The organism is Variovorax trehalosi (assembly GCF_051216415.1).
Classification (GTDB): domain Bacteria; phylum Pseudomonadota; class Gammaproteobacteria; order Burkholderiales; family Burkholderiaceae_C; genus Variovorax.
Window position 1 is genome coordinate 1,025,932 of sequence record NZ_JBPJZG010000001.1, and the last position, 21,677, is coordinate 1,047,608.

Here is a 21,677-nt window from a genome sequence, read left to right on the forward strand (position 1 = left end):
GTGTCCTTGTTTGTCTTACTTGGCGACCGCGGCGGAGGCTGCGGATTTCGCCGGCTGGGCTGCTGTCGCTGCCGGTGCCGCTGGTGCGGCCGGCGGCGTTGCCGCCACCACGCGCACCAGGTCGCCGTCGTTCAGGAAGCCGGCGCCCTGCACGACGACCTGCGAGCCCTCGGGCAGCGCGCTCGTGATCTCGATGCGGTCGTTCAGCCGGCGGCCGATTTGCACCTTGAGCTGCGAGACGCGGTTGTCGGGCTGCAGCACAAACACGTTGTTGAAGCCGTCGCGCGGAACGATGGAAGCCTGCGGCACCGTGGGCGCCGAGCTGCGGCCCAGTTCGAAGTCGCCACGCGCGAACATGCCGGCCTTCACGCCCGTGTTCTGCAGCACCGTGGGCAGGTCGACGTAGACCAACGCCGCGCGCGTCTGCGGATCGACCGTGGGCGCGATGCTGCGCACCTTGCCGCGCACCTGCGCGCCGCTGGCGCTGACCACGAAGGCGGGCGTTCCAACCGCGATGCGGGCGAGCTCGGCCGAGGTGACTTCGGCGCGCCATTCGAGGCGGCCCTGGCGGATCAATCGGAACAGCTCGGTGCCGGCCGCGACCACGCTGCCCACCGTGGCGGTGCGCGCGGAGATCACGCCGTCGTCCGGCGCCAGCACCTGCGTGTTGCGCCCGCGCACCTGCTGCGCGGCCAGCACGGCCTCGGCGGCTTCGACGCGCGCCTTGGCGGTCTGCTCGGTCGTCTGGTACTGGTTGATCTGCTGCTGGCTGAGGGCGCCCGTGGCCTGCAGCGTCCGGGCGCGCGCGGCGTTGCCGGCGGCATCGGCCGCGGTGGCACGGGCTTCAGCGAGCGAGGCGCGCGACTGCGCGATGTCGGCCTGCACCGTCTCGGGCGAGAAGACCGCGAGCACCTGGCCCTTCTTGACCACATCGCCCACGTTCACGCGCACCTCGGCGAGCTTCAGGCCGTTGGATTCGGAACCGACCACGGCTTCCTGCCAGGCAGCGACGTTGCCGTTGGCCGCGAGCGTCACGGTCAGCTCGGTGGCTTCGGGCTTGGCGACGGTGACGGTGAGCGCGGGCTTGGGCGCCGGCGCGCCGTCTTTTGCCTTCGCTGCCGCGGCCTGCTCGGCAGGCGTGCCCGAGGGCTTGCGCACGAGCCACACGGCTGCAACGACGACGATGACGAGCGCCAGCAGCGCGAGGACGAGGGTGGAACGCTTCATTGTTTTCATGGTGACGTCGCAACCTTGGAGGTCGAGGAAGAAGTCGTTGACGAGGACACTGACGATTCGGGCCGGTTCCAGCCTCCGCCCATCGAGCGGTACAGCGAAACCCAGGCTTCGGCGCGTTCGCGCTGCAGCGTGACGCGCGCGGTTTGCGCGCTGAAAAGCGTGCGGCGCGAATCCTCCAGCTCGAACAGGCTGGCGAGGCCGCTGCTGTAGCGCGCCTGCGTGGCGTCGAAGGAGGCCTGGTAGTTCTTCACCGCGCTGTCGGCGTCGGTGGTGCGGGCGTCGGTGGCGTCGAGGTTGACCAGCGCTTCCTCGACCTCGCGAACCGCCTGCCGCACGTTCGCGCGGTAGAGCGACACGGCCTCGGTGTAGCGCGCCTTGGCCGCGTCGGTGTTGGCCTTGCGCGCGCCGAAGTCGAGCAGCGGCACGGTGAGCGACACCGGCCCGACCGTCCACGTGTCCATCGACTCGCGAAAGCCGCTGGTGCGGATCTGCATGCGGCCGATCGAGCCCGAGATGCTGAGCTTGGGATAGCGCTCGGCCTCGGCCGAGCCCACGTCGGCGCTGGCCGATGCCACGGCAAGTTCGGCCGCATACACGTCGGGCCGCTGCGAAAGCGCCGCTGCCGGCACGCTCTCGATGCTGCCCATCACCACCAGCGCGCGCTGCGTGTGCGAGACGGCGAGCTTCTGCGCGAGCGTGGGTTCGTCGATGCCGCTGAGCGCCACCAGCGCCTTGCGCTGCACCGCGCATAGGGCGCGCTGTTGCGTGAGGCGGCCCGAGGCGTCCGAGGCGCTGGCGCGGGCGAGAGCCGCATCGGCCGGTGCAGTGAAGCCGGCACCCGCCGAGAGGTCGGTGAGCCGCGAGGTTTCGCTGCGCGACTTGGCATCGGACTCGGACACACGCAGCTGCTGCCGGCAGGCGCGCTCGGCGAAATAGGCGTTGGCGGTTTCGGCCGCGACGGCCACGCGCGCGTCGTGCCATTTGGCGGTGGCGCTGTCGAGCTTCTGCTGGGCCGAATCGCGGTCGGCGCGCAGGCGCCCGAAGAGGTCGATCTCCCACTTGGATTGCAGGCCGGCCTGCAACGTGGTGAGCGGTGCGGTGGCGGACGCGCTGCTGCTGCTCGACGACGAGCCCGTGCCACCTCCGCTGAAGGAAGAGCCCGAGACGCCCCGGCTCGCCGATGCCGTGCCGTCCAGGCTGGGCAGCAGCGCCGCGCCGGCCTGCACGCGCGTGGAGCGCGCCTCGGCCACGCGCGCCGCGGCGCTCGCGAGATTGGGGCTGGCGGCTTCGGCGGCGGCGATCAGCTCGACCAGCAGCGGATCGTCGAGCTGGCGCCACCAGTCGGCCAGCGATGCGAGCGAGCCGCCGTGGGGCAGGGGCGCATTCCATTGCGGGGGGAACGGTGCCTCGACCGTGGCCGGCGGGCGCATCAGGCCGCAGCCCGCGAGGCCCAGGCTCAAGCCCAGCGGGAGGAGGCTGCGGGAGGCAATCAATCGGAGTCGTCTCATGGCTTCTTTCTCGCGGCGCGTGCGGGTGCCGATGCAGGTGCAGGCGCGGTTGCGGATTTGTCGTCGTCAGCCAGCGCCTCGCGGCGTGCGGCTTCGGCCTGCACCAGCGCCATGGCGTAGACCGTGAGGCGGTCGGCCCAGGTGTCGATGCTGCGCGGCGTGCGCAGCAGCGAAGGGCGAACGGCCTCGATGAAGTCCTGGTTCACGTAGAGCTGCATCGACAACCCCGTGATCGCGAAGGTCAGGCGGTGGATGTCGTCGTCGGCGCGGTCGAGCTTCAGGTGGCGACACAGCAGCTCGGCGATGGCGCGGTGCGGGCCCTTGATGTCGCGCTCGATTTCCTTGGCCCACTGGCTGGTCGGCTCCAGCATCTCGCGCATGTGCAGCTGGATGCATTGCCGCACGATCTCGCCCTGCTTGAGCGGCTCGATCACCGAGGTGAAACAGATGCGCAGCGCCTCCTGGAGCGTGAGGCCGGGCGTGCTGCAGATGGCGACCAGGTCGTCGGAATCGCCGCCCATCGGCTCGGTGAAGCAGGCGCCGTACAGACCGTTCTTGTCGCTGAAGTAGTAGCTGATGGCCGAGATGTTGACCCCGGCCTCGCGGGCGATCTCGCGCGTGGAGGTCTTGGCGAACCCTTTCTGCGCAAAGAGCCGCAGCGCGGTGTGCAGGAGGCGATGGCGCGCCTCGGCGCCGTCGGCGCGGGGCGCGCGGCGCGGCGCGGAAGTGATGGGATCCCTCGCGTTCATGCCCGGCATTAGACCACGGGAGAAATCAAACGATTGATTTACTTAAGGGATCCTGAAGGCTTTTTTTCCTCGGCGCCGTTCCAGGCATTTCCGGCGCTGCATCGATGCCGGATTTGTTGCCTTTCGATGCACAGTTACGATCCGCCCATGCCTGCTCCCCCTGCCTTGCCCCTTGACGCCGAGGGCATCCTCGCGCTCGCCGCGCGCTCGATGTTCCATCTGTTCTCCAGCATCAGCCAGGGCATGTTCCTGGTCGACAGCAGCGGGCGCATCGTCTGGGTCAACGAGGGCTACCGGCGCTTCCTGCCGGCGCTGGGCTTCTCCTCCATCGACCAGTTCCAGGGCCACATGGTCGAGGACGTGATTCCCAACACGCAGATGCGGCGCGTGCTCGAAACCGGCGAGCCGATCCTGGTGGACCTGTTGACCAACAAGGCGGGCACCTTCGTGGTCAGCCGCATTCCGCTGCGCGAGGAGCGCGAGGGCGGGGCGGGCGATGTGATCGGTGCCATCGGCATCGTGCTGTTCGACCAGCCCGAGACCACGCTGCAGCCGCTGATCAGCAAGTTCGCGTTGCTGCAGCGCGACCTCGACGACGCGCGGCGCGAACTCGCGAGCCAGCGCAACAACCCGCTCTACCAGCACGCGCCCGACGGGCAGCGGCGCTCCAAGTACACCTTTGCGAGCTTCATCGGCAGCAGTCCGGCGGCGGTGGAGGTGAAGCGCCATGCGCGCCGGGCGGCGCAGTCGACCAGCCCGGTGCTGCTGCTGGGCGAGACCGGCACCGGCAAGGAGTTGCTTGCGCATGCGATCCATGCGTCGTCGGCGCGCGCCAAGGGCATGTTCGTCAGCGTCAACATCGCCGCCGTGCCTGACACGCTGCTCGAAGCCGAGTTCTTCGGCTTCGCCCCCGGTGCCTTCACAGGCGCCGACAGGCGAGGGCGCGAAGGCAAGTTCAAGCTGGCCGATGGCGGGAGCCTCTTCCTCGACGAGATCGGCGACATGCCGCTCGGCCTGCAGGCCAAGCTGCTGCGCGCGCTGCAGGAGGGCGAGATCGAACCGCTCGGCTCCAACAAGCTCGTGCCCTTCGATGCGCGCGTGATCGCCGCCACCTCGCGCGACCTGCCCGAGCTGGTGCGCCGCGGCCTGTTTCGCGAAGACCTCTATTACCGCCTCAACGTGCTGCCGCTGCGCGTGCCGCCGTTGCGGGAACGGCGCAGCGACATCCCGGCGCTGGTCGAAGCGCTCGGCGAAGACATGGCGCTGCGCAGCGGCGAGGCGCCGCCCGAACTCACCCCCGATGCACTCGCGCTGCTCGCGGGCCAGCACTGGCGCGGCAACATCCGCGAACTGCGCAACGTGCTGGAGCAGGTGACCATGCGCAGCGATTCGCAACGCATCGACGCCGTGCAACTCGAGCGCATCCTGCGGGAAGCCGGGCTGGAGCAGATCGAGCTGCCCGACATGTCGCACGCGAATGGCGATGAAGAAGCCGCATTGCTGCGGCCACTGGCACAGCAGGTCGCAGAACTGGAGCGCAAGGCCATCGCCGCCGCGCTCGCATCCACGGGCGGCAACAAGCTGGCGACATCACGGCTGCTCGGCATATCACGCGCGACCTTGTACGAGCGCATGACGAACCAGGGTCAGTCGTGAGCGTCCGAGCCCTGCGTTCCACCTTCGGCCCCAACTGTCACTGGTGCGGCCTTCCCATGGACTTCGACGAGCCGCACGGCCGGCCCGAGTCCGCGACCATCGAGCACCTCGTCGATTCGACGCTGGGCGGCGTGCGCAACCAGAAGCACCGGCGCCTGGCCCATGCCATCTGCAACCACACGCGCAACGAATTCCGGATGCAGGCCGAGCGCGAATTCCAGCGCTGGATCGCAGCGCGGCAGGCCTCTGGCAAACCCTGACTGATAAAAAGACAGTTGCCTGATATTCAGTCACAACAAGTGTTCTGAAATCAGGCGCCAAGGGCTTCTTCCCAATGAAGAAACCTTTGTTATCAATGAGTTGGGCGTGTGGCACGAACTGTGCAATATTCAGTCACCACTTTCAGGAGACATAACGATGATCCGTCGCCACCTCGTCGCGCTGGCCGCGCTTTCCGCTTGCGCCGCTGCCGCTTCCGCCTGGGCCCAGTCCAACGAAATCCGCATCGCCCACATCTACAGCAAGACCGGCCCGCTGGAGGCCTACGGCAAGCAGACCCAGACCGGTTTCGCGATGGGCCTGGACTACGCCACCGGCGGCACGATGACGGTCAACGGCAAGAAGCTGGTGGTCATCGAGAAGGACGACCAGGGCAAGCCCGACCTGGGCAAGTCGCTGCTGGCAGCCGCGTATTCGGATGACAAGGCCGCGCTGGCTGTCGGCCCGACCGCCTCGGGCGTGGCGCTGGCGATGCTGCCGGTGGCCGAGGAATACAAGAAGATCCTGATCGTCGAGCCTGCGGTGGCCGACTCGATCACCGGCGACAAGTGGAACAAGTACATCTTTCGCACCGGCCGCAATTCGAGCCAGGACGCGATCTCCAATGCGGTGGCGGTCGACAAGGCCGGCGTGACCGTTGCCACGCTCGCGCAGGACAACGCCTTCGGCCGCGACGGCGTGAAGGCCTTCGGCTCGGCGCTCAAGAAGGCCAAGCTTGTGCACGAGGAGTACCTACCGCCTGCGACCACCGACTTCACCGCCGGTGCGCAGCGCCTGATCGACAAGCTGAAAGACCAGCCGGGCCGCAAGATCATCTGGATCGTCTGGGCCGGCGCGGGCAACCCGTTCAAGATCGTCGACCTGGACCTGAAGCGCTACGGCATCGAGATCGCCACGGGCGGCAACATCCTGCCGGCCATGGCCGCGTACAAGGCGCTGCCGGGCATGGAGGGTGCTGCGTACTACTACTTCGGCATCCCGAAGAATCCGGTGAACGAGGCGATGGTCTCGGCGCACTACAAGCAGTTCAAGACGCCGCCGGACTTCTTCACGGCCGGCGGTTTCTCGGCCGCGATGGCGGTGGTGACGGCGCTGAAGAAGACCAACGGCGACACCAACACCAACAAGCTCATCAGCACGATGGAAGGCATGAGCTTCGACACGCCCAAGGGCAAGATGACCTTCCGCAAGGAAGACCACCAGGCGATGCAGTCGATGTACCACTTCAAGATCAAGGTCGACCCGGCGTTCGCCTGGGGCGTGCCGGAGCTGGTCCATGAGATCAAGCCCGAAGAGATGGACATCCCCATCAAAAACAAGCGCTGAGCGCCCACCTGGTCCCGCGGCCTTGAGAAAGGCCGCATTCCCATTTCGCCCCGGATGGCCGCCGGGCGAAGCGCCAGCCTGCGTCCGCGCAAGCCGGCGCGATCCTCGGCCGATTCGTCAGTCTGCAAGCAAGCGTTCGATACCCACAACACTAGGAGACAGCGATGCAAGCGATGAGAAGGAACTGGAAGGAACTGGCCGCGGCTGCGGCAATGACGGTGGCGGCGCATGCCGCGATGGCGGCGGTGCCGCTGCCCGCGCTCAACGCCAACCCGGCGGAGGTGAGCGTGTCGGGCCTCTCGGCGGGCGGCTTCATGGCCGTGCAACTGCACGTGGCCTATTCGGCCACCTTCAAGCGCGGCGCCGGCGTCGTGGCCGGTGGGCCGTACTACTGCGCCGAAGGCTCGGTGCTCAACGCCACCGGGCGCTGCATGACGCACAGCACCAGCATCCCGGTGTCCACGCTGGTGAGCACCACCAACAGTTGGGCCGCGAGCGGCGCGATCGATCCGGTGTCGAACCTCACGGGCTCCAAGGTCTATCTCTTCTCCGGCACCGCGGACAACACCGTCAAACAGGCGGTGATGGACGACCTGAAGACCTACTACCAGAGCTTCGTACCGACCGCCAACACGGTCTACAAGAACAACCTGGGCGCGGGCCACGCGATGGTCACCGACGACTACGGTGGCGCCTGTGCCACCACCGCCACGCCCTACATCAACAACTGCGGCTTCGACCTCGCGGGCGAGATCCTCACGCACCTGTACGGCCCGCTGAACCCGCGCAACAACGGCACGCTGGGCGGCACCTTCACCGAGTTCAACCAGTCGGAGTTCATCACCGGCCACGGCGCGGCCGCGACCGGCTGGATCTACGTGCCGCAGGCTTGCACCACCGCCTCGTGCCGCGTGCACCTGGTGCTGCACGGCTGCAAGCAGAACTACACCGACGTGAGCGACCAGTACGTGAAGAAGACCGGCTACAACCGCTGGGCCGACACCAACAACATCGTGCTCATCTATCCGCAGACCAGCACCGCGGCCACCAACAGCTGCTGGGACTGGTGGGGCTACGACAACGCGAACTACGCGAAGAAGTCGGGTCCGCAGATGGCGGCGATGAAGGCCATGGTCGACCGCGTGACCAGTTCGAGCGGCGGCTCGTCGCTGCCGGCGCCCACCGGCGTGGGCACCTCGGGCGCGACCGCCAGCAGCATGGTGATCGGCTGGGCGGGCGTCTCGGGTGCCACTGGCTACAACGTGTACCGCGGCGGCAGCAAGGTCAACGCGGCGCCGGTAGTCGCCACCAACTACACCGACACGGGCCTCGCCGCATCCACCACCTACAGCTGGACCGTGGCCGCGCTGGACGCGAGCAACGCGCAGGGCGCGATGTCGACGGCCGCCACCGGCACCACCACCTCGGGCGGCACCGGTGGCACCTGTTACACCGCGAGCAACTATGCGCACACCTTGGCCGGGCGCGCCTATGCGCTGTGGGGCCTGACGTATGCCTACGGCTCGGCGCAGGCCATGGGCCTGTGGAACATCTACGTCACCACCACACTGAAGCAGACCGGCCCGAACTACTACGTGATCGGCACCTGCTGAGGCCGATCGAGATCGACACTTTTTCTTTTTCGCAATGACCAACGATGCTTGAGACCCGAGACCTGACCATCCGCTTCGGTGGCCACGTGGCCGTCAACAGCGTGAGCTGCGCTTTTGCGCCGGGCACGCTGACGGCCATCGTCGGCCCCAACGGGGCGGGCAAGACCACCTATTTCAACCTGATCTCGGGGCAGCTCAAGGCGAGCGCCGGCACGGTGTCGCTCGACGGGCAATCGCTCTCGGGCCTGTCGCCGTCCGCGCGCACGCACGCGGGGCTGGGGCGGGCCTTCCAGCTCACCAACCTCTTTCCCAACCTCACGGTGCTGGAGAACGTGCGCCTGGCGGTGCAGGCCACGCGCGAGGGCGCGCACCGGCGGGGCCTGAACCTGTGGAGCATCTGGAGTGACCACAAGGCGCTGACCGAGCGCGCGGACCAGATCCTCGCGGACGTGGCGCTGAAATCGCGGGAACACGCCACGGTCGCGAGCCTGCCGCACGGCGACCAGCGCAAGCTGGAGGTGGCGTTGCTCATGGCGCTGGAGCCCAAGGTCTTCATGTTCGACGAACCCACGGCCGGCATGAACGCGGCCGAGGCGCCGGTCATCCTCGACCTGATCCGCAAGCTCAAGCAGGACAAGACCAAGACCATCCTCCTGGTCGAGCACAAGATGGACGTGGTGCGCGAGCTCGCGGACCGCATCATCGTGCTGCACAACGGCACGCTGGTGGCCGATGGCGAACCGGCCGAGGTGATCGCATCGCCGGTGGTGCAGGAGGCCTACCTGGGCATTGCGAAGGAGGCGGCATGAGCACCAATCTCTTGACGCTCGAAGGCGTGCAGACGCACATCGGGGCGTACCACATCCTGCATGGCGTGGACCTCGCCGTGCCCCGTGGCCAGCTCACCATGCTGCTGGGCCGCAACGGCGCGGGCAAGACGACCACGCTGCGAACCATCATGGGCCTGTGGCATGCATCGCAAGGCAGGGTGCGCTTCGGCGACAAGGACATCACCGCGATGCAGACGCCGCAGATCGCGGGCCTGGGCATCGCCTACGTGCCCGAGAACATGGGCATCTTCTCCGACCTCACGGTCAAGGAGAACATGCTGCTCGCCGCGCGAGGCGCAAAGAACGCCGCGCAGATCGACGACACGCGCCTGAAGTGGATCTTCAAGCTCTTCCCCGCAGTGGAGAAGTTCTGGAACCACCCCGCGGGCAAGCTCTCGGGCGGGCAGAAGCAGATGCTGGCGGTCTCGCGCGCCATCGTCGAGCCACGCGAACTGCTCCTGATCGACGAGCCCAGCAAGGGCCTTGCGCCCGTGATGATCAACAACATGATCGACGCGTTCGCCGAGCTGAAGCGCAGCGGCGTGACGATCCTGCTGGTGGAGCAGAACATCAATTTCGCCCAGCGCCTGGGCGACAACGTGGCGGTGATGGACAACGGCCGCGTGGTGCACAGCGGCTCGATGGCGGTGTTTTCCGCCGATGCGCAACTGCAGCAATCGCTGCTGGGACTGGCCCTATGAAACTCGACTTCGACTGGAAGCCGCTGCTTCTCGCCCCCATCCTCGCGCTCGTCGCGCTGCCGCTCACGGGCTCGTTCTCGACGTGGCTCACGCTTACCGTGGCGGGCCTCGCGATGGGCATGATCATCTTCATCATCGCCTCGGGCCTCACGCTGGTGTTCGGCCTCATGGACGTGCTGAACTTCGGCCACGGCGTGTTCATCGCGCTCGGCGCCTTCGTGGCGAGCAGCGTGCTCGGGCTCATGGGCGACTGGACCGGCTCGCAGGAACTCTGGCGCAACCTCGTGGCGGTGTTTCCCGCGATGCTGGTCGCGATGGCCGTCGCGGGCGCGGTCGGGTTCGCGTTCGAGCGCTTCATCGTGCGGCCGGTGTATGGCCAGCACCTGAAGCAGATCCTCATCACGATGGGCGGCATGATCATCGGCGAGGAGCTCATCAAGGTGATCTGGGGCCCGGCGCAGGTGCCGCTGCCGTTGCCCGAGGCACTGCGCGGCTCGCTGTTGATCGGCGATGCGGCCATCAGCAAATACCGGCTGCTCGCGGTCGCGGTGGGCGTGGTGGTGTTCGGCCTGCTCGCATGGACGCTCGGTCGCACCAAGATCGGCCTGCTGATCCGCGCGGGCGTGCAGGACCGCGAGATGGTCGAGTCGCTCGGCTACCGCATCGGACGGCTCTTCGTCGGCGTGTTCGTGGTGGGCAGCGCACTCGCGGGCCTGGGCGGCGTGATGTGGGGGCTGTTCCAGCAGAACCTCGTGCCGCAGATGGGCGCGCAGGTCAACGTGCTGATCTTCATCGTCATCATCATCGGCGGGCTGGGCTCGACGGGCGGGGCGCTCATCGGCGCGCTGCTCGTGGGCCTCATGACCAACTACATCGGCTTCCTGCTGCCCACGCTCACGCAGTTCGCGAGCATTTTCCTGATGGTGGCCGTGCTGCTGTGGCGGCCGCAGGGCGTGTACCCCGTCGCGAACCGTTGAGGAAGAAGACACCCATGTTCCTCAAACGACTCCTCTCCAACGACATGCCGCGCAGCCGCCTGCTGGCGCTGCTGCTCGTGGCGCTGTTCATTGCGCTGGCGTTCGCGCCGTTCATCTTCCCGGGCGTGAAGGCGCTCAGTGTCGCGGCCAAGATCCTGGTGTTCGTGGTGCTGGTCGCGAGCTTCGATCTGTTGCTGGGCTACACCGGCATCGTGAGCTTCGCGCACACGATGTTCTTCGGCATCGGTGCGTATGGCATCGCCATCTCTGCTTCGCGGCTCGGGCCCAACTGGGGTGCGGTGCTGGTGGGGCTGGGCGCATCGCTGGCGATCTCGCTGGTGCTCTCGTTCGCCATCGGGCTGTTCTCGCTGCGGGTGCGCGCGATCTTCTTCGCGATGATCACGCTGGCCGTGGCCTCGGCGTTCCAGACGCTGGCCTCGCAGCTGTCGGACTTCACCGGCGGCGAAGACGGCCTGACCTTCAAGCTGCCCGAGCTGATCTCGCCGAGCTTCGAGTTTGCCGAGGAGCCGTTCCTCGGCGTCTCGCTCGATGGCCGGCTGCTCTGCTACTACCTGCTGTTCGTCGCGGCGGTGGTGCTGGTGCTCGCGCTGCTGCGCATCGTGAACTCGCCCTTCGGCCGCGTGCTGCAGGCCATTCGCGAGAACGAGTTCCGCGCCGAGGCCATCGGCTACCGCGTGGTGGTGTACCGCACGACGGCCGCCGTGCTGTCGGCGTTGTTTGCCACGCTGGCCGGCGCGATGCTCGCGATCTGGCTGCGCTACAACGGACCCGACACCTCGCTGAGCTTCGAGATCATGATCGACGTGCTGTTGATCGTGGTGATCGGCGGCATGGGCACCATCTACGGCGCGGCCATCGGCGCGGTGCTGTTCGTGGTGGCGCAGAGCTACCTGCAGGACCTGCTGCGATTGGGCAGCGAGGCGGCGAGCGGGCTGCCGTGGCTCGCGGCGCTGCTGTCGCCCGATCGCTGGCTGCTGTGGCTCGGCGTGCTGTTCGTGCTGTCGGTGTATTACTTTCCGACCGGCATCGTCGGCAAGCTGCGGGCGAGGGCGGCGAGATGAGCGACAGCAACTTCATGACGCCGCTGTCGCGCTACGCGCAACTCGCGGGCCGCGAGATCCACTGGCTCGAATGGGGCGCGCCCGATGCGCCGGTCGTCATTGCCTGGCACGGCCTTGCCCGCACCGGCCGAGACATGGACGAACTGGCGCAGCACTTTGCCGCGCGCGGCTTTCGCGTGATCTGCCCCGACACCATCGGCCGCGGCCTCAGCCAATGGAGCCCGCTGCCCGACGAGGAATACCAACTCTCGTTCTATGCAAAGCTCGCGAACGCGCTGTGCGACGAACTGCGCCTCGGCCGGGTGCACTGGGTCGGCACCTCGATGGGCGGCGCGATCGGCATGGTCTGCGCCTCGGGCCTGTTCGAGCCGCGCATGAAGGCGCGCATCGCGAGCCTCACGCTCAACGACAACGCGCCGCAGCTTGCGCAAGCGGCCATCGAGCGCATCCGCGCCTATGCGGGCCAGCCGCCATCGTTCGATACGGTGGCCGAGCTGGAGGCGTTCTTTCGCACCGTCTACAAGCCCTACGGCTGGCTCAGCGATGCGCAGTGGCGCCGCCTGACCGAGAGTTCCACCCGCCGCCTGCCCGACGGCCGCGTGACGCCGCACTACGACCCCGCGATGGTCCGGCAGTTCAGCGCGCACGACAACGACTACCTCATCTGGCCGCACTACGACCTGATCGAGGTGCCGGTGCTGTGCCTGCGCGGCGCCGAGTCGGACCTGGTGCTGCCCGAGGTGGTCGAGGAGATGCGGCGCCGGGGACCGGGCGCCGAAGGGCGACTGCAGGTCATCGAAATCCAGGGGTGCGGTCACGCGCCCGCGCTCAACGTGCCCGAACAACTGGAGCCCATCGAGGGGTTTATCCGCGCCGCCGGTCGCTGAATGCAGGGCGGCAGCACAATCGCCGCCGGCTTCAACCACTGCTACAAGGCTCACCTCACCATGGCGCTCTCGATGTACGACCTGTCCGTCCCGGTCTTCACCCGCGGACTCGGGCAACTGACTCACCTGTTCGACAAGAGCCTGGCGCACGCCAAGGCCAACGGCATCGACACCGCCACGCTGGTCGATGCGCGTCTCGCGCCCGACATGCTCACGCTGGCCGGCCAGGTTCAGCGCGCGAGTGATGCATCGAAGCTCGGCGCCGCGCGCATCGCGGGCATCACGGCGCCCAGCTTCCCCGATGAGGAAAAGACCTGGGACGACCTCGTGGCCCGCATCCGCAAGACGCAGGATTTCCTCGCGACCATTGACCGAGCCCTGATCGACGGCCACGAGGAACGCCCCGTGACCATCAAGACCCGCGAGGGCGAGGCGACCTTCACCGCGCAGCGCTACCTGCTGCAGTTCGCACTGCCCAACTTCTTCTTCCACGTGACCACGGCCTACGACGTGCTGCGCCACAGCGGCATGCCGATCGGCAAGCTGGACTACCTCGGCAAGTTCTGAGCACCAGCTATCGCGTCGGCCAGCCTGCGAGGTTGCGTTCGGCGATGTTCGCGAGCGCGGTGATCCATGCCGGGCTGTCGTTGAGGCAGGGGATATAGCTGAAGGCCTTGCCACCCGCATGCAGGAAGGCTTCGCGGCCTTCCATGGCGATTTCCTCCAGCGTCTCCAGGCAGTCGGCCGGGAAGCCCGGGCACACCACGTCGACCCGCTGGATGCCGCTTGCGCCGAGCTCGCGCAGCGTCGGCTCGGTGTAGGGCTCGAGCCACTTGGCGCGGCCGAAGCGCGACTGGAAGGTGACGCGGTGCTGCGCGTCGGAAAGACCGAGCCGTGCCGCGAGCAGGCGCGCGGTTTCGAGGCACTGCGCCTGGTACGGGTCGCCGAGCGCGATGTTGCGTGCGGGGATGCCGTGGAAGCTCATCAACAGCACCTCGCCGCGGCCCTCGGCCTTCCAGTGGCGCTCGATGCCTTGCGCGAGCGCATCGATGTAGGCGGGGTCGTCGTGGTACTGGTTGACGAAGCGGAATTCGGGAATACGGCGCTGCTTGCGGCTCCAGTCGTTCACTGCATCGATCACGCTCGCGGTGGTCGTGGCCGAGTACTGCGGATAGGCCTGCAGCACCAGCACGCGCGTCGCGCCCTCGGCCGCAAGTGCGTCGAGGCGCGAGGCGATCGACGGGTTGGCGTAGCGCATCGCGTCGCGCACCGTCACGCGGTGGCCGCGTTCGCCGAGCCAGCCGGCCAGGAGCGTCGCCTGCTTCTGCGTCCACACCTTGAGCGGCGAGCCCTCAGGCATCCAGATGCTCGCGTACTTGGCGGCGGATTTGGCGGGCCGCGTGCGCAGGATGACGCCGTGCAGGATCAGCGCCCAGAGCAATTTCGGAATCTCGACGACACGCGGGTCGCCCAGGAAATCGGCGAGATAGGGGCGAACGGCGGCGGCGGTGGGGGCGTCGGGGGAGCCCAGGTTGCACCAGAGCACGGCGGTGCGGTCATTGGCGGAGCTGGCGTTCATCGGGTCGTGGGGCATGCGATATTCTCAGGCATGACCTCCGCTTCCCCTGCGCCCGCGAGCGCCGCGCCGCTCGACGTCCAACGCATCTCCGCGATCTCCCTCGACCTCGACGACACCCTCTGGCCCATCTGGCCGACCATCGAACGTGCCGAGGCCGTGCTGCAGGAATGGCTCCTGCGCGAGGCACCGAAGACCGCCTCGTTGCTGCTCACGCCCGGCATCCTGCGCGAACTGCGCGAAGCCACCGAGAAGGAGCGCTCGGACCTCGCGCACGACCTGAGTGCGCTGCGCCGCGAATCGATCCGCACCGCGCTGAAGCGCTCCGGTGAAGACCCAGCGCTGGCCGATCCCGCCTTCGACGCCTTCTTCGCCGAGCGCCAGCGCGTGACGCTCTATGACGATGCGTTGCCCGCGCTCAAGTGGCTCAGCGAGCGTTATCCATTGGTTGCCGTGTCGAACGGCAATGCCGACATCCACCAGACCGGCGTGGGCCGGTGGTTTCGCACCGCGTTCAATGCACGCGCCTTCGGCAGCGGCAAGCCGCATGCGCCGATCTTCCGCGCCGCCGCGGCTTCGGTCGGCCTGTTGCCCAAGGATGTGCTGCACGTGGGCGACGACGCCGAGCTCGACGTGGTCGGCGCGCTCAATGCCGGCATGCAGGCCGCCTGGCTGGTGCGCGACGAGCGCCCCTGGGTGCATGGCGCGCGGCCGCAGCTGATCGTGCCGAACCTGCACGCGCTGTGCGTGGCGCTGGGCGCCTGAGGCTTATTCGAAGACAGGCCGGAAAAAGCTGCGCTCGTAGCTCAGGATGCAGCGCGTGTCCTCTGCGTACTTGAACGCCGCCTGGCACTCGGGGTCCTGCATCGAGTCGGCGCGGTATTTCTCGTAGGCCGCGAGGCTCGGAAAACTGAACATCGCCAGCGCGACGTTGTTGGCGCCTTCCGAGGGCAGGAAGTAGCCGTGGTGCTTGCCGCCGAACTTTTCGACCAACGGAATCCAGAGCTTGCCGTAATGCTCGAATTCCTTGAGCTTGTAGGCGTCGACGATGTAGCGCAGGTAGCAGGTGACCATGTCTTGGTTTCCGGAGGTGAGGGGTAATCGGCGCGGCCCCGGCGGGCTGCGGGCCGTCGGACTATAGTTTCCCGCTCCCCTGTTTCGTCTCTTGTCCACCTTTCGCGCAGGAACTCCGAAAGTGCACCTCTCCAACTGGCTCATCTTCTGCGGCGTGACGCTGCTCGTCGCCTTCACCCCTGGCCCGGCCGTGCTGCTCGCGGTCTCGAACTCGATCTCGGTGGGCCCGCGGCGCGCGATGATCAGTTCGATGGGCAATGCGGTGGGCCTGTTCATGGTGTCGGCCGCCGCGATGGCGGGGCTGGGCGTGGTACTGACGACCTCGGCCTCCGCATTCATGGTGCTGAAGGTGGCCGGTGCGGCGTACCTGATCTACCTGGGCATCAAGCAGTGGCGCAACCGGGCCAGCGTGTTCTCCGACCTGGCCGCAACCGGCGCGCCCCCCGCACCGCGCGCTGCGTGGCGCCTGTTCGGCAACGGCGTCACCGTGGCGCTCACCAATCCCAAGGGCATCCTGTTCTTCTCGGCACTGTTCCCGCAGTTCCTCGTGCATGACGCGCCGATCCTCGGGCAGTTCGCGGTGCTCACCGCCACCTTCGCCGCGGGCTCGGTGCTGTCGCACGCGTTCTATGTGCTGCTCGCGCGGATGCTGAAGAAGCAGCTGTCCGATCCGCGCCGCTCGAAGCTCTTCAATCGCGTGTCCGGCGGCGCTTTCGTGCTGCTGGGTTTGAGCTTGCTGCGCCTGCCCAACAAGGCGGCCTGATCCGCCCGATCAATCGAGCGCGAACTGCTCGCGCAAAGCGGCGCAGAAGTCCGCAGTGCCGCTGAGCGAGAAGGTGAGGGTGGTGAAGCGCGAGTCCTCGCGCGTTTCCTGCAGGTCGCAGTCCCAGGTCGCGCCTTCGTCCAATGCGCCACGCGCATTCGGAAACGTGGCTTCCGCCCAGGCGAGCATCCGTTCGATCTCGGCATGCACCTCGGGCACTTTCTCCGGCGCGGTCGAAGCCATGGCATCGAATGTGCCGTGGCCTTCGGTGTCTTCGCTGTAGTCGAAGTCGAGGTAGCGCAGTTCGGTCATGGGGTGGTCGATGCCTTGGCAGCGGCCAGCCCGCTGAGTACCGCGCCCTCGAGCGTGGCGGGGTAGGGGCCTTCGGTGTAGTCACCGCAGGCTTGCAGGCCGGGCGCGATGCGCATCGGTGGCCGGGCGAGCGCAGGCGTGCAGGCGAAGGTGGCGCGCTTCTCGACGACGGTCTGGATGATCTCCAGCGAGGCCTGGCCCAACTGCGTTGCGGCTTGCGCGATCACTTGCTGCTCCAGCACTTCGCGCGATGCTTCGTTGGCGCTGATGACCAATGCGAGCACGCCTTCCGGGCCGTCGAGCTGACTGCGGTCGAACACGAACTGGGCAGGGGCCGTGGCCGGATCGCTGCGCAGGGCCAGCATCGGCTCTGCAAGTTTCGAGGCGCCGCGCACATAGACCGTGGCGATGGCTTCGAAGCGCAACGCCTCGGTGGTCTCGCTCCAGCGGTCGGCCGGCAAGCCCGATGCACGAACGAGGCGCGCGGCATCCCAGGGTGCGCAAGCCAGGATGACCCGGTCGAAGGGTTCGTCGTCGACAAGCCACTGCCCGGCTTCGGGTGCGATGGCCCGCACGCGCGTGCCGATGCGCAGCGTTGTGCCGTGCTTCGTCAGCCACGCCATCGCGGCATCCGGGAACAGCGCGCCGAGGTCCACACGCGGCAGCAGCAAGTCCGCGCCGCCGCTTCCGCTGAAGAGCGCGTCGCGCAGCACGCGCAGGAACACTTCGCCGCTTGATTGGGGCACCGGCGTGTTGAGCGCCGAGACGCACAGCGGCTCGATCAACTCCTGCATCACGCGCGGCGTGAGACCGGTGCAGAGCGCGGCCACCGTGGTGTCGGGCGCGCAGCGGAATCCACCGAGGCGCCATCCGACGGCGGTGCGCAGCAGCGAGGATTTGTCCCGCCACGTCCAGCCGCGCGCCGTGAAGATGCCCGCCAGCAGATCGAGCGGCGCAGGCAGCCGCGGCAGCTTGAGCCCACCGCCGTCGGCGAATCGCAGCGAGAGTGGCAGGCGATGCAGTGCCTTCTCCACATCGACGCCCACTTCGCGCATCAGCTTCAGCGTGGCCGTGTAGGCACCAATCAGGATGTGCTGCCCGTTGTCCAGCGCCATCCCGTGCATGTCGTCGACGCGCCGCGCCCGTCCGCCCGGCATGTGCGCTGCCTCGAACAGCGTGACGGAATGACCGAGCCGCGTGGCCTCGACCGCAGAGGCGAGGCCGGCCCAGCCGGCGCCGACGACGGCTGTCTTCAAATCCGCCCCAGCGCCTGAACCTTCCACGCGAGCCAGAACTTGCGCACCGGCGTCAGGCTCACGCGCTGGTTCAGCACTTGGAAGTCGTCGCGTTCGATCTCGCGCAGCAGCGTGCGGTAGATGCTGGCCATCATCAGGCCGGGCTTCTGCGTGCGGCGGTCGGCCACCGGCAGCAGGGCGAGCGCCTCGTCGTAGGCGGCATGCGCGCGTTGCGCCTGGAACTTCATGAGCGCGACGAAGCGGTCCGAGTGCACGCGGTTCAGGATCTCGTGCGCCTTCACATCGAACTGCTGCAGCTCGTTGACCGGCAGGTAGATGCGGCCGCGCAAGGCGTCTTCGCCCACGTCGCGCAGGATGTTCGTGAGCTGCAATGCCAGCCCGAGCTTGTGGGCGTAGGCGGTGGTCTGCGGATCGGTCTGGCCGAAGATGCGCGCCGCGACCTCGCCCACCACGCCGGCCACCAGGTGGCAATAGCGCGCGAGGCCGGGGAAGTCGAGGTAGCGGGTCTGGTCCAGGTCCATCTGGCAGCCGTCGATCACCTCGAGCAGCTGGCGCGCCTCGATGCCGTAGGCCGCGGCGTGCGGCATCAGCGCCTGCATCACCGGATGCCGCGGCGTGCCTGCGAAGGCCTGGGCGACCTCGGTGCGCCACCAGGCGAGCTTGGTGGCGGCCACGCCGGGGTCGGTGACCTCGTCGACCACGTCGTCGACCTCGCGGCAGAAGGCATAGAACGCCGTGATCGCGGCGCGCCGGGGCTTGGGCAGGAACAGGAAGGCGTAATAGAAACTGCTGCCCGAGGCGGCCGCCTTGTCTTGCACGTATTGCTCGGGATTCATCGGGGAGGCGCTGCTTTCATGGGGCGCCATTGTCTCCGCATCCGCAGCGTCTTCCAGAGCAGGACGGGCGCATCGGCCTTGCCGATGGTGGGGCGCTGGGAGAAGGTGTCGAAGCCCAGGTCGGTGATCTTGTCGAGGATGCGCAGGCCTCCCTGCACGACCAGCCGCAGCTCCCAGCCCGCGCGGCCCGGCAGGCGATGCACCAGCGGCGCGCCTTCGTCCATGAGCTCGCGGGCCCAGAAGGACACGACCGAAACCAGGTTGATGGCCTCCTGCGGCGGCGGCGCGGCTGAGAGCGGCTCGAACACCTTGAAGTGCTCGCGCGTGAGCCCGCGCCGGGCGCAGTCGGTCAGCGGGAAATAGAAGCGCCCGCGGGGCAAGTCCACGCTCGGGTCCTGCCAGAAGTTGATGAGCTGCAGCGCGCTGCATATGGCATCGCTCTGCGCCAGCGCCTGGGCGTCATGCACGCCATAGAGATGCAGCAGCAGCCGTCCGACCGGGTTGGCCGAGCGGCGGCAGTAGTCGAGGAGTTCGGCGCGGTCGGCGTAGGTGCCGTGGTCGCGGGTCTTCTCGATGTCCTGCATGAACGCGTTCAGCAGGTCGGCCAGCAGGTTCTCGGGCAGGCCGTATTGCGCGATGCTGTGGGCCAGCGGGCCGAAGACGTGCGGCCAGCGCGACGTGGCGAGCGCCTCGCCCTGCGCGGCGGCGGCGAGCTCGTCGCGGTAGGCGCGCAACTCGGCCAGGCGCTGGTCGGGCGATGCATCGCCTTCGTCGGCGATGTCGTCGGCAGTGCGCGCGAAGTGGTAGATCGCGGCAATCGGCGGGCGCAGGTGCGGCGGGCAGAGCCACGAGGCGACCGGGAAGTTTTCGTAGTGCGCCGGCGGGGCGGCGAGGTGGGGAGTGGCGGACACGCCACGATTGTCCGCGACACGATGCCCTCGGCACTATGCTCGGTGCGTTGCCACTTCGAACAGCTCGCCCATGAACGCACCGGCCCCGGCCTCCACGGCCCAGATTCCAGCGCAAGGCGGGGCAGGGCATCCGGCGGGACCCGGATTGATGATCGCGGCGCTCGGCGTCGTCTTCGGCGACATCGGCACCTCGCCGCTCTACGCCTTCAAGGAAACGATGAACCCCGAGCACGGCGTGCCGTTCTCGCCCGACTCGGTGCTGGGGCTGCTGTCGCTGATCTTCTGGGGCCTGATGTTCGTGGTGACGCTGAAGTACGTGGTGTTCGTGCTGCGCGCCGACCACGACGGCGAGGGCGGCATCCTCGCGCTGCAGGCGCTGGCGCGCAGCGCCGTCGCCGGGCCGAAGACCAGGCCCTGGGTGTGGAACGTGATCGGCCTGCTGGGCCTGGTGGGCGCGGCCATGTTCTACGGCGACAGCCTGATCACGCCGGCGATCTCGGTGCTCTCGGCGGTCGAGGGGCTGGAAGTGCAGGCGCCGATGCTGCAGCGGGCGGTGATTCCGATCACGGTCGTCATTCTTGTCGCGCTTTTCATGGTGCAGAAGAAGGGCACGGGCGTGGTCGGCAAGATCTTCGGGCCGGTGATGCTGCTGTGGTTCATCGTGCTGGCCGCGGCGGGTCTCTGGCAGGTGCTGCAGCAGCCGCAGGTGCTGGCGGCGCTCGATCCTCGGCGCGCCTTCGGCTTCCTGATCGAGCACCGGGCGCAGTCGCTCGCGGTGCTGGGCGCGGTGTTCCTGGCGTTCACCGGTGGGGAGGCGCTTTATGCCGACATGGGGCATTTCGGCGCGAAGCCGATCCGCCTGGCCTGGCTCTTCATCGCGCTGCCGGGGCTGGTGCTGAACTACTTTGGGCAGGGCGCGCTGGTGCTGGCGAACCCGGCGGCCATCGACAACCCGTTCTTCCGGCTCTTTCCCTCGTGGGGCGTGCTGCCGATGGTGGTGCTGGCCGCGATGGCCACGGTGATCGCCTCGCAGGCGGTGATTTCGGGCGCCTTCTCGCTCACCGCACACGCGATGCGCATGGGCTACCTGCCGCGCATGCGGGTGGTGCAGACCTCGGGCTCGGCCATCGGGCAGATCTACGTGCCGGCCGTGAACTGGCTGCTGATGGTGGGCGTGCTGCTCTTGGTGCTGGGCTTCCGCAGCTCGGGCGCGCTGTCGGCGGCGTACGGCATCGCGGTGTCGATCACGATGGTGACGACCACGCTGCTCGCGGGCATCGTCGCGTGGGGGCTGTGGAAGTGGAACAAGGTGGCGGTGGTGGTGGGCGTGGTGGCCTTCGCGGTGGTCGACCTGACCTTCGTGGTCGCCAACAGCCTGAAGGTGGCCGAGGGTGGCTGGCTCACGCTGGCGGTGGCGGCCGTGGTGATGGTGGTCTTCACCACCTGGGCCAAGGGCCGGCGGCTGGGGCTGGAAGCGGCGGCAGCCGAGAGCCTGCCGCTGCGGCCTTTCATCGAATCGCTGGCGCAGCACATGCCGCACCGGGTCAGCGGCACCGCGGTGTTCCTGAACCCTGATGCCACGGCGGTTCCGCATGCGCTGCTGCACAACCTCAAGCACAACCAGGTGCTGCACGACCAGGTGATCGTGCTGCGCGTGCTGGCCTGCGACACGCCGCGCGTCGACGCCCGCATCCGCATCGAGGCGGAGCAGTTGATGGAAGGCATCTGGGTGGTCACCGCGCGCCACGGCTTCATGGAGCGGCCCGACGTGCCCGAATTCATTCGCATCCTGGCCTACCAGAAGACGCTGGCAATCGATTCGATGAAGACCTCGTATTTCGTCTCCCGCGCCTCGGTGGGCGAGGAAAACCTGCCGGGCTTGAACCCGGTGCGGCGCGTGCTGTTCGGCTGGCTGCAGCGCAATGCGGGGCGTGCGTCGGACTACTTCGAGTTGCCCGACAACCGGCTGGTGGAGATGGGCCAGCGGACCTGAAAGTACCCGGAAAGTACCTGTCAACTGACCCGCGGGTCATTGACAGTATTTAACGTTTACCCTAGATTACTAACCAGTGGGTCATTAAAGGCCCGGGTTTGTTCTTTCTTGG

At 67.7% G+C, this 21,677-nt stretch carries 22 protein-coding genes; 13 read left to right on the forward strand and 9 right to left on the reverse strand.

Translation table 11 applies throughout. The features are described 5' to 3' along the window. Positions 1-15: 15 nt before the first annotated feature. From ACSFA7_RS04800 to ACSFA7_RS04810, 3 genes are read right to left on the reverse strand one after another with little or no spacing between them, the layout of a single operon-like run. Positions 16-1,236, reverse strand: coding sequence for an efflux RND transporter periplasmic adaptor subunit (locus ACSFA7_RS04800; RefSeq protein WP_435498327.1), 1,221 nt, complete (start codon positions 1,234-1,236; stop codon positions 16-18). Then, positions 1,233-2,744, reverse strand: coding sequence for an efflux transporter outer membrane subunit (locus tag ACSFA7_RS04805; RefSeq protein WP_435498328.1), 1,512 nt, complete (start codon positions 2,742-2,744; stop codon positions 1,233-1,235). The genes ACSFA7_RS04800 and ACSFA7_RS04805 overlap by 4 nt, the downstream gene beginning before the upstream one ends. Beyond that, entirely contained in the window at positions 2,741-3,502 is a 762-nt protein-coding gene (locus ACSFA7_RS04810; RefSeq protein ID WP_435498329.1) for a TetR/AcrR family transcriptional regulator, read from the reverse strand. The genes ACSFA7_RS04805 and ACSFA7_RS04810 overlap by 4 nt, the downstream gene beginning before the upstream one ends. Before the next feature lie 138 nt (positions 3,503-3,640). Between ACSFA7_RS04810 and ACSFA7_RS04815 the strand changes: the two genes are divergently transcribed. From ACSFA7_RS04815 to ACSFA7_RS04860, 10 genes are all read left to right on the forward strand, one after another. Continuing rightward, complete coding sequence (locus tag ACSFA7_RS04815) at positions 3,641-5,149, forward strand: sigma-54 interaction domain-containing protein (RefSeq protein ID WP_435498330.1); 1,509 nt, start codon at positions 3,641-3,643, stop codon at positions 5,147-5,149. Continuing rightward, positions 5,146-5,409 carry a hypothetical protein gene (locus ACSFA7_RS04820; RefSeq protein WP_042580081.1) on the forward strand — a complete coding sequence of 88 codons (264 nt, stop codon included), beginning with the start codon at positions 5,146-5,148 and terminating at the stop codon, positions 5,407-5,409. Before ACSFA7_RS04815 ends, ACSFA7_RS04820 begins: the two co-directional genes overlap by 4 nt. 157 nt (positions 5,410-5,566) lie before the next feature. Next, positions 5,567-6,754: a substrate-binding domain-containing protein gene (locus ACSFA7_RS04825; protein ID WP_435498331.1), complete on the forward strand. Its 1,188-nt coding sequence runs from the start codon at positions 5,567-5,569 to the stop codon at positions 6,752-6,754. Positions 6,755-6,918: 164 nt separating this feature from the next. After that, the gene (locus ACSFA7_RS04830; protein ID WP_435498332.1) at positions 6,919-8,367 is read left to right on the forward strand and encodes an extracellular catalytic domain type 2 short-chain-length polyhydroxyalkanoate depolymerase; all 1,449 of its coding nucleotides are present in this window, start codon (positions 6,919-6,921) and stop codon (positions 8,365-8,367) included. Positions 8,368-8,411: 44 nt separating this feature from the next. Then, positions 8,412-9,176, forward strand: coding sequence for an ABC transporter ATP-binding protein (locus ACSFA7_RS04835; RefSeq protein ID WP_435498333.1), 765 nt, complete (start codon positions 8,412-8,414; stop codon positions 9,174-9,176). Beyond that, a complete protein-coding gene (locus ACSFA7_RS04840; protein WP_435498334.1) occupies positions 9,173-9,898 on the forward strand; it encodes an ABC transporter ATP-binding protein in 726 nt (241 codons plus the stop codon). The genes ACSFA7_RS04835 and ACSFA7_RS04840 overlap by 4 nt, the downstream gene beginning before the upstream one ends. Next, positions 9,895-10,875: a branched-chain amino acid ABC transporter permease gene (locus ACSFA7_RS04845; protein WP_042580076.1), complete on the forward strand. Its 981-nt coding sequence runs from the start codon at positions 9,895-9,897 to the stop codon at positions 10,873-10,875. Before ACSFA7_RS04840 ends, ACSFA7_RS04845 begins: the two co-directional genes overlap by 4 nt. A gap of 14 nt (positions 10,876-10,889) precedes the next feature. Next, complete coding sequence (locus ACSFA7_RS04850; RefSeq protein WP_093435208.1) at positions 10,890-11,957, forward strand: branched-chain amino acid ABC transporter permease; 1,068 nt, start codon at positions 10,890-10,892, stop codon at positions 11,955-11,957. Positions 11,958-11,971: 14 nt separating this feature from the next. Next, positions 11,972-12,844: an alpha/beta fold hydrolase gene (locus ACSFA7_RS04855; protein WP_435498893.1), complete on the forward strand. Its 873-nt coding sequence runs from the start codon at positions 11,972-11,974 to the stop codon at positions 12,842-12,844. A gap of 60 nt (positions 12,845-12,904) precedes the next feature. Next, positions 12,905-13,411 (forward strand): DUF1993 domain-containing protein, encoded by a 507-nt coding sequence (locus ACSFA7_RS04860; RefSeq protein WP_435498335.1) that lies wholly within the window; start codon positions 12,905-12,907, stop codon positions 13,409-13,411. 7 nt (positions 13,412-13,418) lie between these two features. Here the strand turns inward: ACSFA7_RS04860 and hemH are convergent, their stop codons facing one another. Further along, the gene (gene hemH, locus ACSFA7_RS04865) at positions 13,419-14,423 is read right to left on the reverse strand and encodes a ferrochelatase (protein WP_435498336.1); all 1,005 of its coding nucleotides are present in this window, start codon (positions 14,421-14,423) and stop codon (positions 13,419-13,421) included. Between the two features lie 30 nt (positions 14,424-14,453). On the opposite strand from hemH, the gene ACSFA7_RS04870 reads away from it, so the two are divergent. Then, complete coding sequence (locus ACSFA7_RS04870) at positions 14,454-15,185, forward strand: HAD family hydrolase (protein WP_435498337.1); 732 nt, start codon at positions 14,454-14,456, stop codon at positions 15,183-15,185. 3 nt (positions 15,186-15,188) lie between these two features. Here the strand turns inward: ACSFA7_RS04870 and ACSFA7_RS04875 are convergent, their stop codons facing one another. Then, positions 15,189-15,494, reverse strand: a complete 306-nt coding sequence (locus tag ACSFA7_RS04875; protein ID WP_013541845.1) for an NIPSNAP family protein — start codon at positions 15,492-15,494, stop codon at positions 15,189-15,191. Between the two features lie 121 nt (positions 15,495-15,615). Here ACSFA7_RS04875 and ACSFA7_RS04880 point away from each other — a divergent pair, with 121 nt between their 5' ends. Beyond that, positions 15,616-16,257, forward strand: coding sequence for a LysE family translocator (locus ACSFA7_RS04880; protein ID WP_435498338.1), 642 nt, complete (start codon positions 15,616-15,618; stop codon positions 16,255-16,257). 9 nt (positions 16,258-16,266) lie between these two features. On the opposite strand, the gene ACSFA7_RS04885 is transcribed toward ACSFA7_RS04880, so the two are convergent. Genes ACSFA7_RS04885 through hpnC form a run of 4 tightly spaced genes read right to left on the reverse strand, consistent with a single transcriptional unit; the run spans position 16,267 to position 19,572 of the window. Then, complete coding sequence (locus ACSFA7_RS04885) at positions 16,267-16,569, reverse strand: hypothetical protein (RefSeq protein WP_435498339.1); 303 nt, start codon at positions 16,567-16,569, stop codon at positions 16,267-16,269. Next, entirely contained in the window at positions 16,566-17,825 is a 1,260-nt protein-coding gene (gene hpnE / locus ACSFA7_RS04890; RefSeq protein ID WP_435498340.1) for a hydroxysqualene dehydroxylase HpnE, read from the reverse strand. The genes ACSFA7_RS04885 and hpnE overlap by 4 nt, the downstream gene beginning before the upstream one ends. Then, the gene (gene hpnD, locus ACSFA7_RS04895) at positions 17,822-18,661 is read right to left on the reverse strand and encodes a presqualene diphosphate synthase HpnD (protein WP_206178924.1); all 840 of its coding nucleotides are present in this window, start codon (positions 18,659-18,661) and stop codon (positions 17,822-17,824) included. The genes hpnE and hpnD overlap by 4 nt, the downstream gene beginning before the upstream one ends. Beyond that, on the reverse strand, positions 18,658-19,572 hold the full coding sequence (gene hpnC, locus ACSFA7_RS04900; RefSeq protein ID WP_435498341.1) for a squalene synthase HpnC: 915 nt from the start codon (positions 19,570-19,572) through the stop codon (positions 18,658-18,660). The genes hpnD and hpnC overlap by 4 nt, the downstream gene beginning before the upstream one ends. 148 nt (positions 19,573-19,720) lie before the next feature. Here hpnC and ACSFA7_RS04905 point away from each other — a divergent pair, with 148 nt between their 5' ends. Then, positions 19,721-21,565, forward strand: a complete 1,845-nt coding sequence (locus ACSFA7_RS04905; RefSeq protein WP_435498894.1) for a potassium transporter Kup — start codon at positions 19,721-19,723, stop codon at positions 21,563-21,565. Positions 21,566-21,677 lie beyond the last annotated feature (112 nt).

What these genes read in the sequence shown, in the direction of transcription:
- ACSFA7_RS04885 (WP_435498339.1), bottom strand. Translation starts at nt 16,569, where the DNA reads ATGACCGAACTGCGCTACCTCGACTTCGACTACAGCGAAGACACCGAA.
- ACSFA7_RS04855 (WP_435498893.1), top strand. Translation starts at nt 11,972, where the DNA reads ATGACGCCGCTGTCGCGCTACGCGCAACTCGCGGGCCGCGAGATCCAC.
- hpnD (WP_206178924.1), bottom strand. Translation starts at nt 18,661, where the DNA reads ATGAATCCCGAGCAATACGTGCAAGACAAGGCGGCCGCCTCGGGCAGC.
- ACSFA7_RS04800 (WP_435498327.1), bottom strand. Translation starts at nt 1,236, where the DNA reads ATGAAAACAATGAAGCGTTCCACCCTCGTCCTCGCGCTGCTGGCGCTC.
- ACSFA7_RS04905 (WP_435498894.1), top strand. Translation starts at nt 19,721, where the DNA reads ATGATCGCGGCGCTCGGCGTCGTCTTCGGCGACATCGGCACCTCGCCG.
- ACSFA7_RS04815 (WP_435498330.1), top strand. Translation starts at nt 3,641, where the DNA reads ATGCCTGCTCCCCCTGCCTTGCCCCTTGACGCCGAGGGCATCCTCGCG.
- hemH (WP_435498336.1), bottom strand. Translation starts at nt 14,423, where the DNA reads ATGAACGCCAGCTCCGCCAATGACCGCACCGCCGTGCTCTGGTGCAAC.
- ACSFA7_RS04850 (WP_093435208.1), top strand. Translation starts at nt 10,890, where the DNA reads ATGTTCCTCAAACGACTCCTCTCCAACGACATGCCGCGCAGCCGCCTG.
- ACSFA7_RS04835 (WP_435498333.1), top strand. Translation starts at nt 8,412, where the DNA reads ATGCTTGAGACCCGAGACCTGACCATCCGCTTCGGTGGCCACGTGGCC.
- ACSFA7_RS04840 (WP_435498334.1), top strand. Translation starts at nt 9,173, where the DNA reads ATGAGCACCAATCTCTTGACGCTCGAAGGCGTGCAGACGCACATCGGG.
- ACSFA7_RS04875 (WP_013541845.1), bottom strand. Translation starts at nt 15,494, where the DNA reads ATGGTCACCTGCTACCTGCGCTACATCGTCGACGCCTACAAGCTCAAG.
- ACSFA7_RS04825 (WP_435498331.1), top strand. Translation starts at nt 5,567, where the DNA reads ATGATCCGTCGCCACCTCGTCGCGCTGGCCGCGCTTTCCGCTTGCGCC.
- ACSFA7_RS04810 (WP_435498329.1), bottom strand. Translation starts at nt 3,502, where the DNA reads ATGCCGGGCATGAACGCGAGGGATCCCATCACTTCCGCGCCGCGCCGC.
- ACSFA7_RS04805 (WP_435498328.1), bottom strand. Translation starts at nt 2,744, where the DNA reads ATGAGACGACTCCGATTGATTGCCTCCCGCAGCCTCCTCCCGCTGGGC.
- ACSFA7_RS04845 (WP_042580076.1), top strand. Translation starts at nt 9,895, where the DNA reads ATGAAACTCGACTTCGACTGGAAGCCGCTGCTTCTCGCCCCCATCCTC.
- ACSFA7_RS04860 (WP_435498335.1), top strand. Translation starts at nt 12,905, where the DNA reads ATGGCGCTCTCGATGTACGACCTGTCCGTCCCGGTCTTCACCCGCGGA.
- ACSFA7_RS04870 (WP_435498337.1), top strand. Translation starts at nt 14,454, where the DNA reads ATGACCTCCGCTTCCCCTGCGCCCGCGAGCGCCGCGCCGCTCGACGTC.
- ACSFA7_RS04830 (WP_435498332.1), top strand. Translation starts at nt 6,919, where the DNA reads ATGCAAGCGATGAGAAGGAACTGGAAGGAACTGGCCGCGGCTGCGGCA.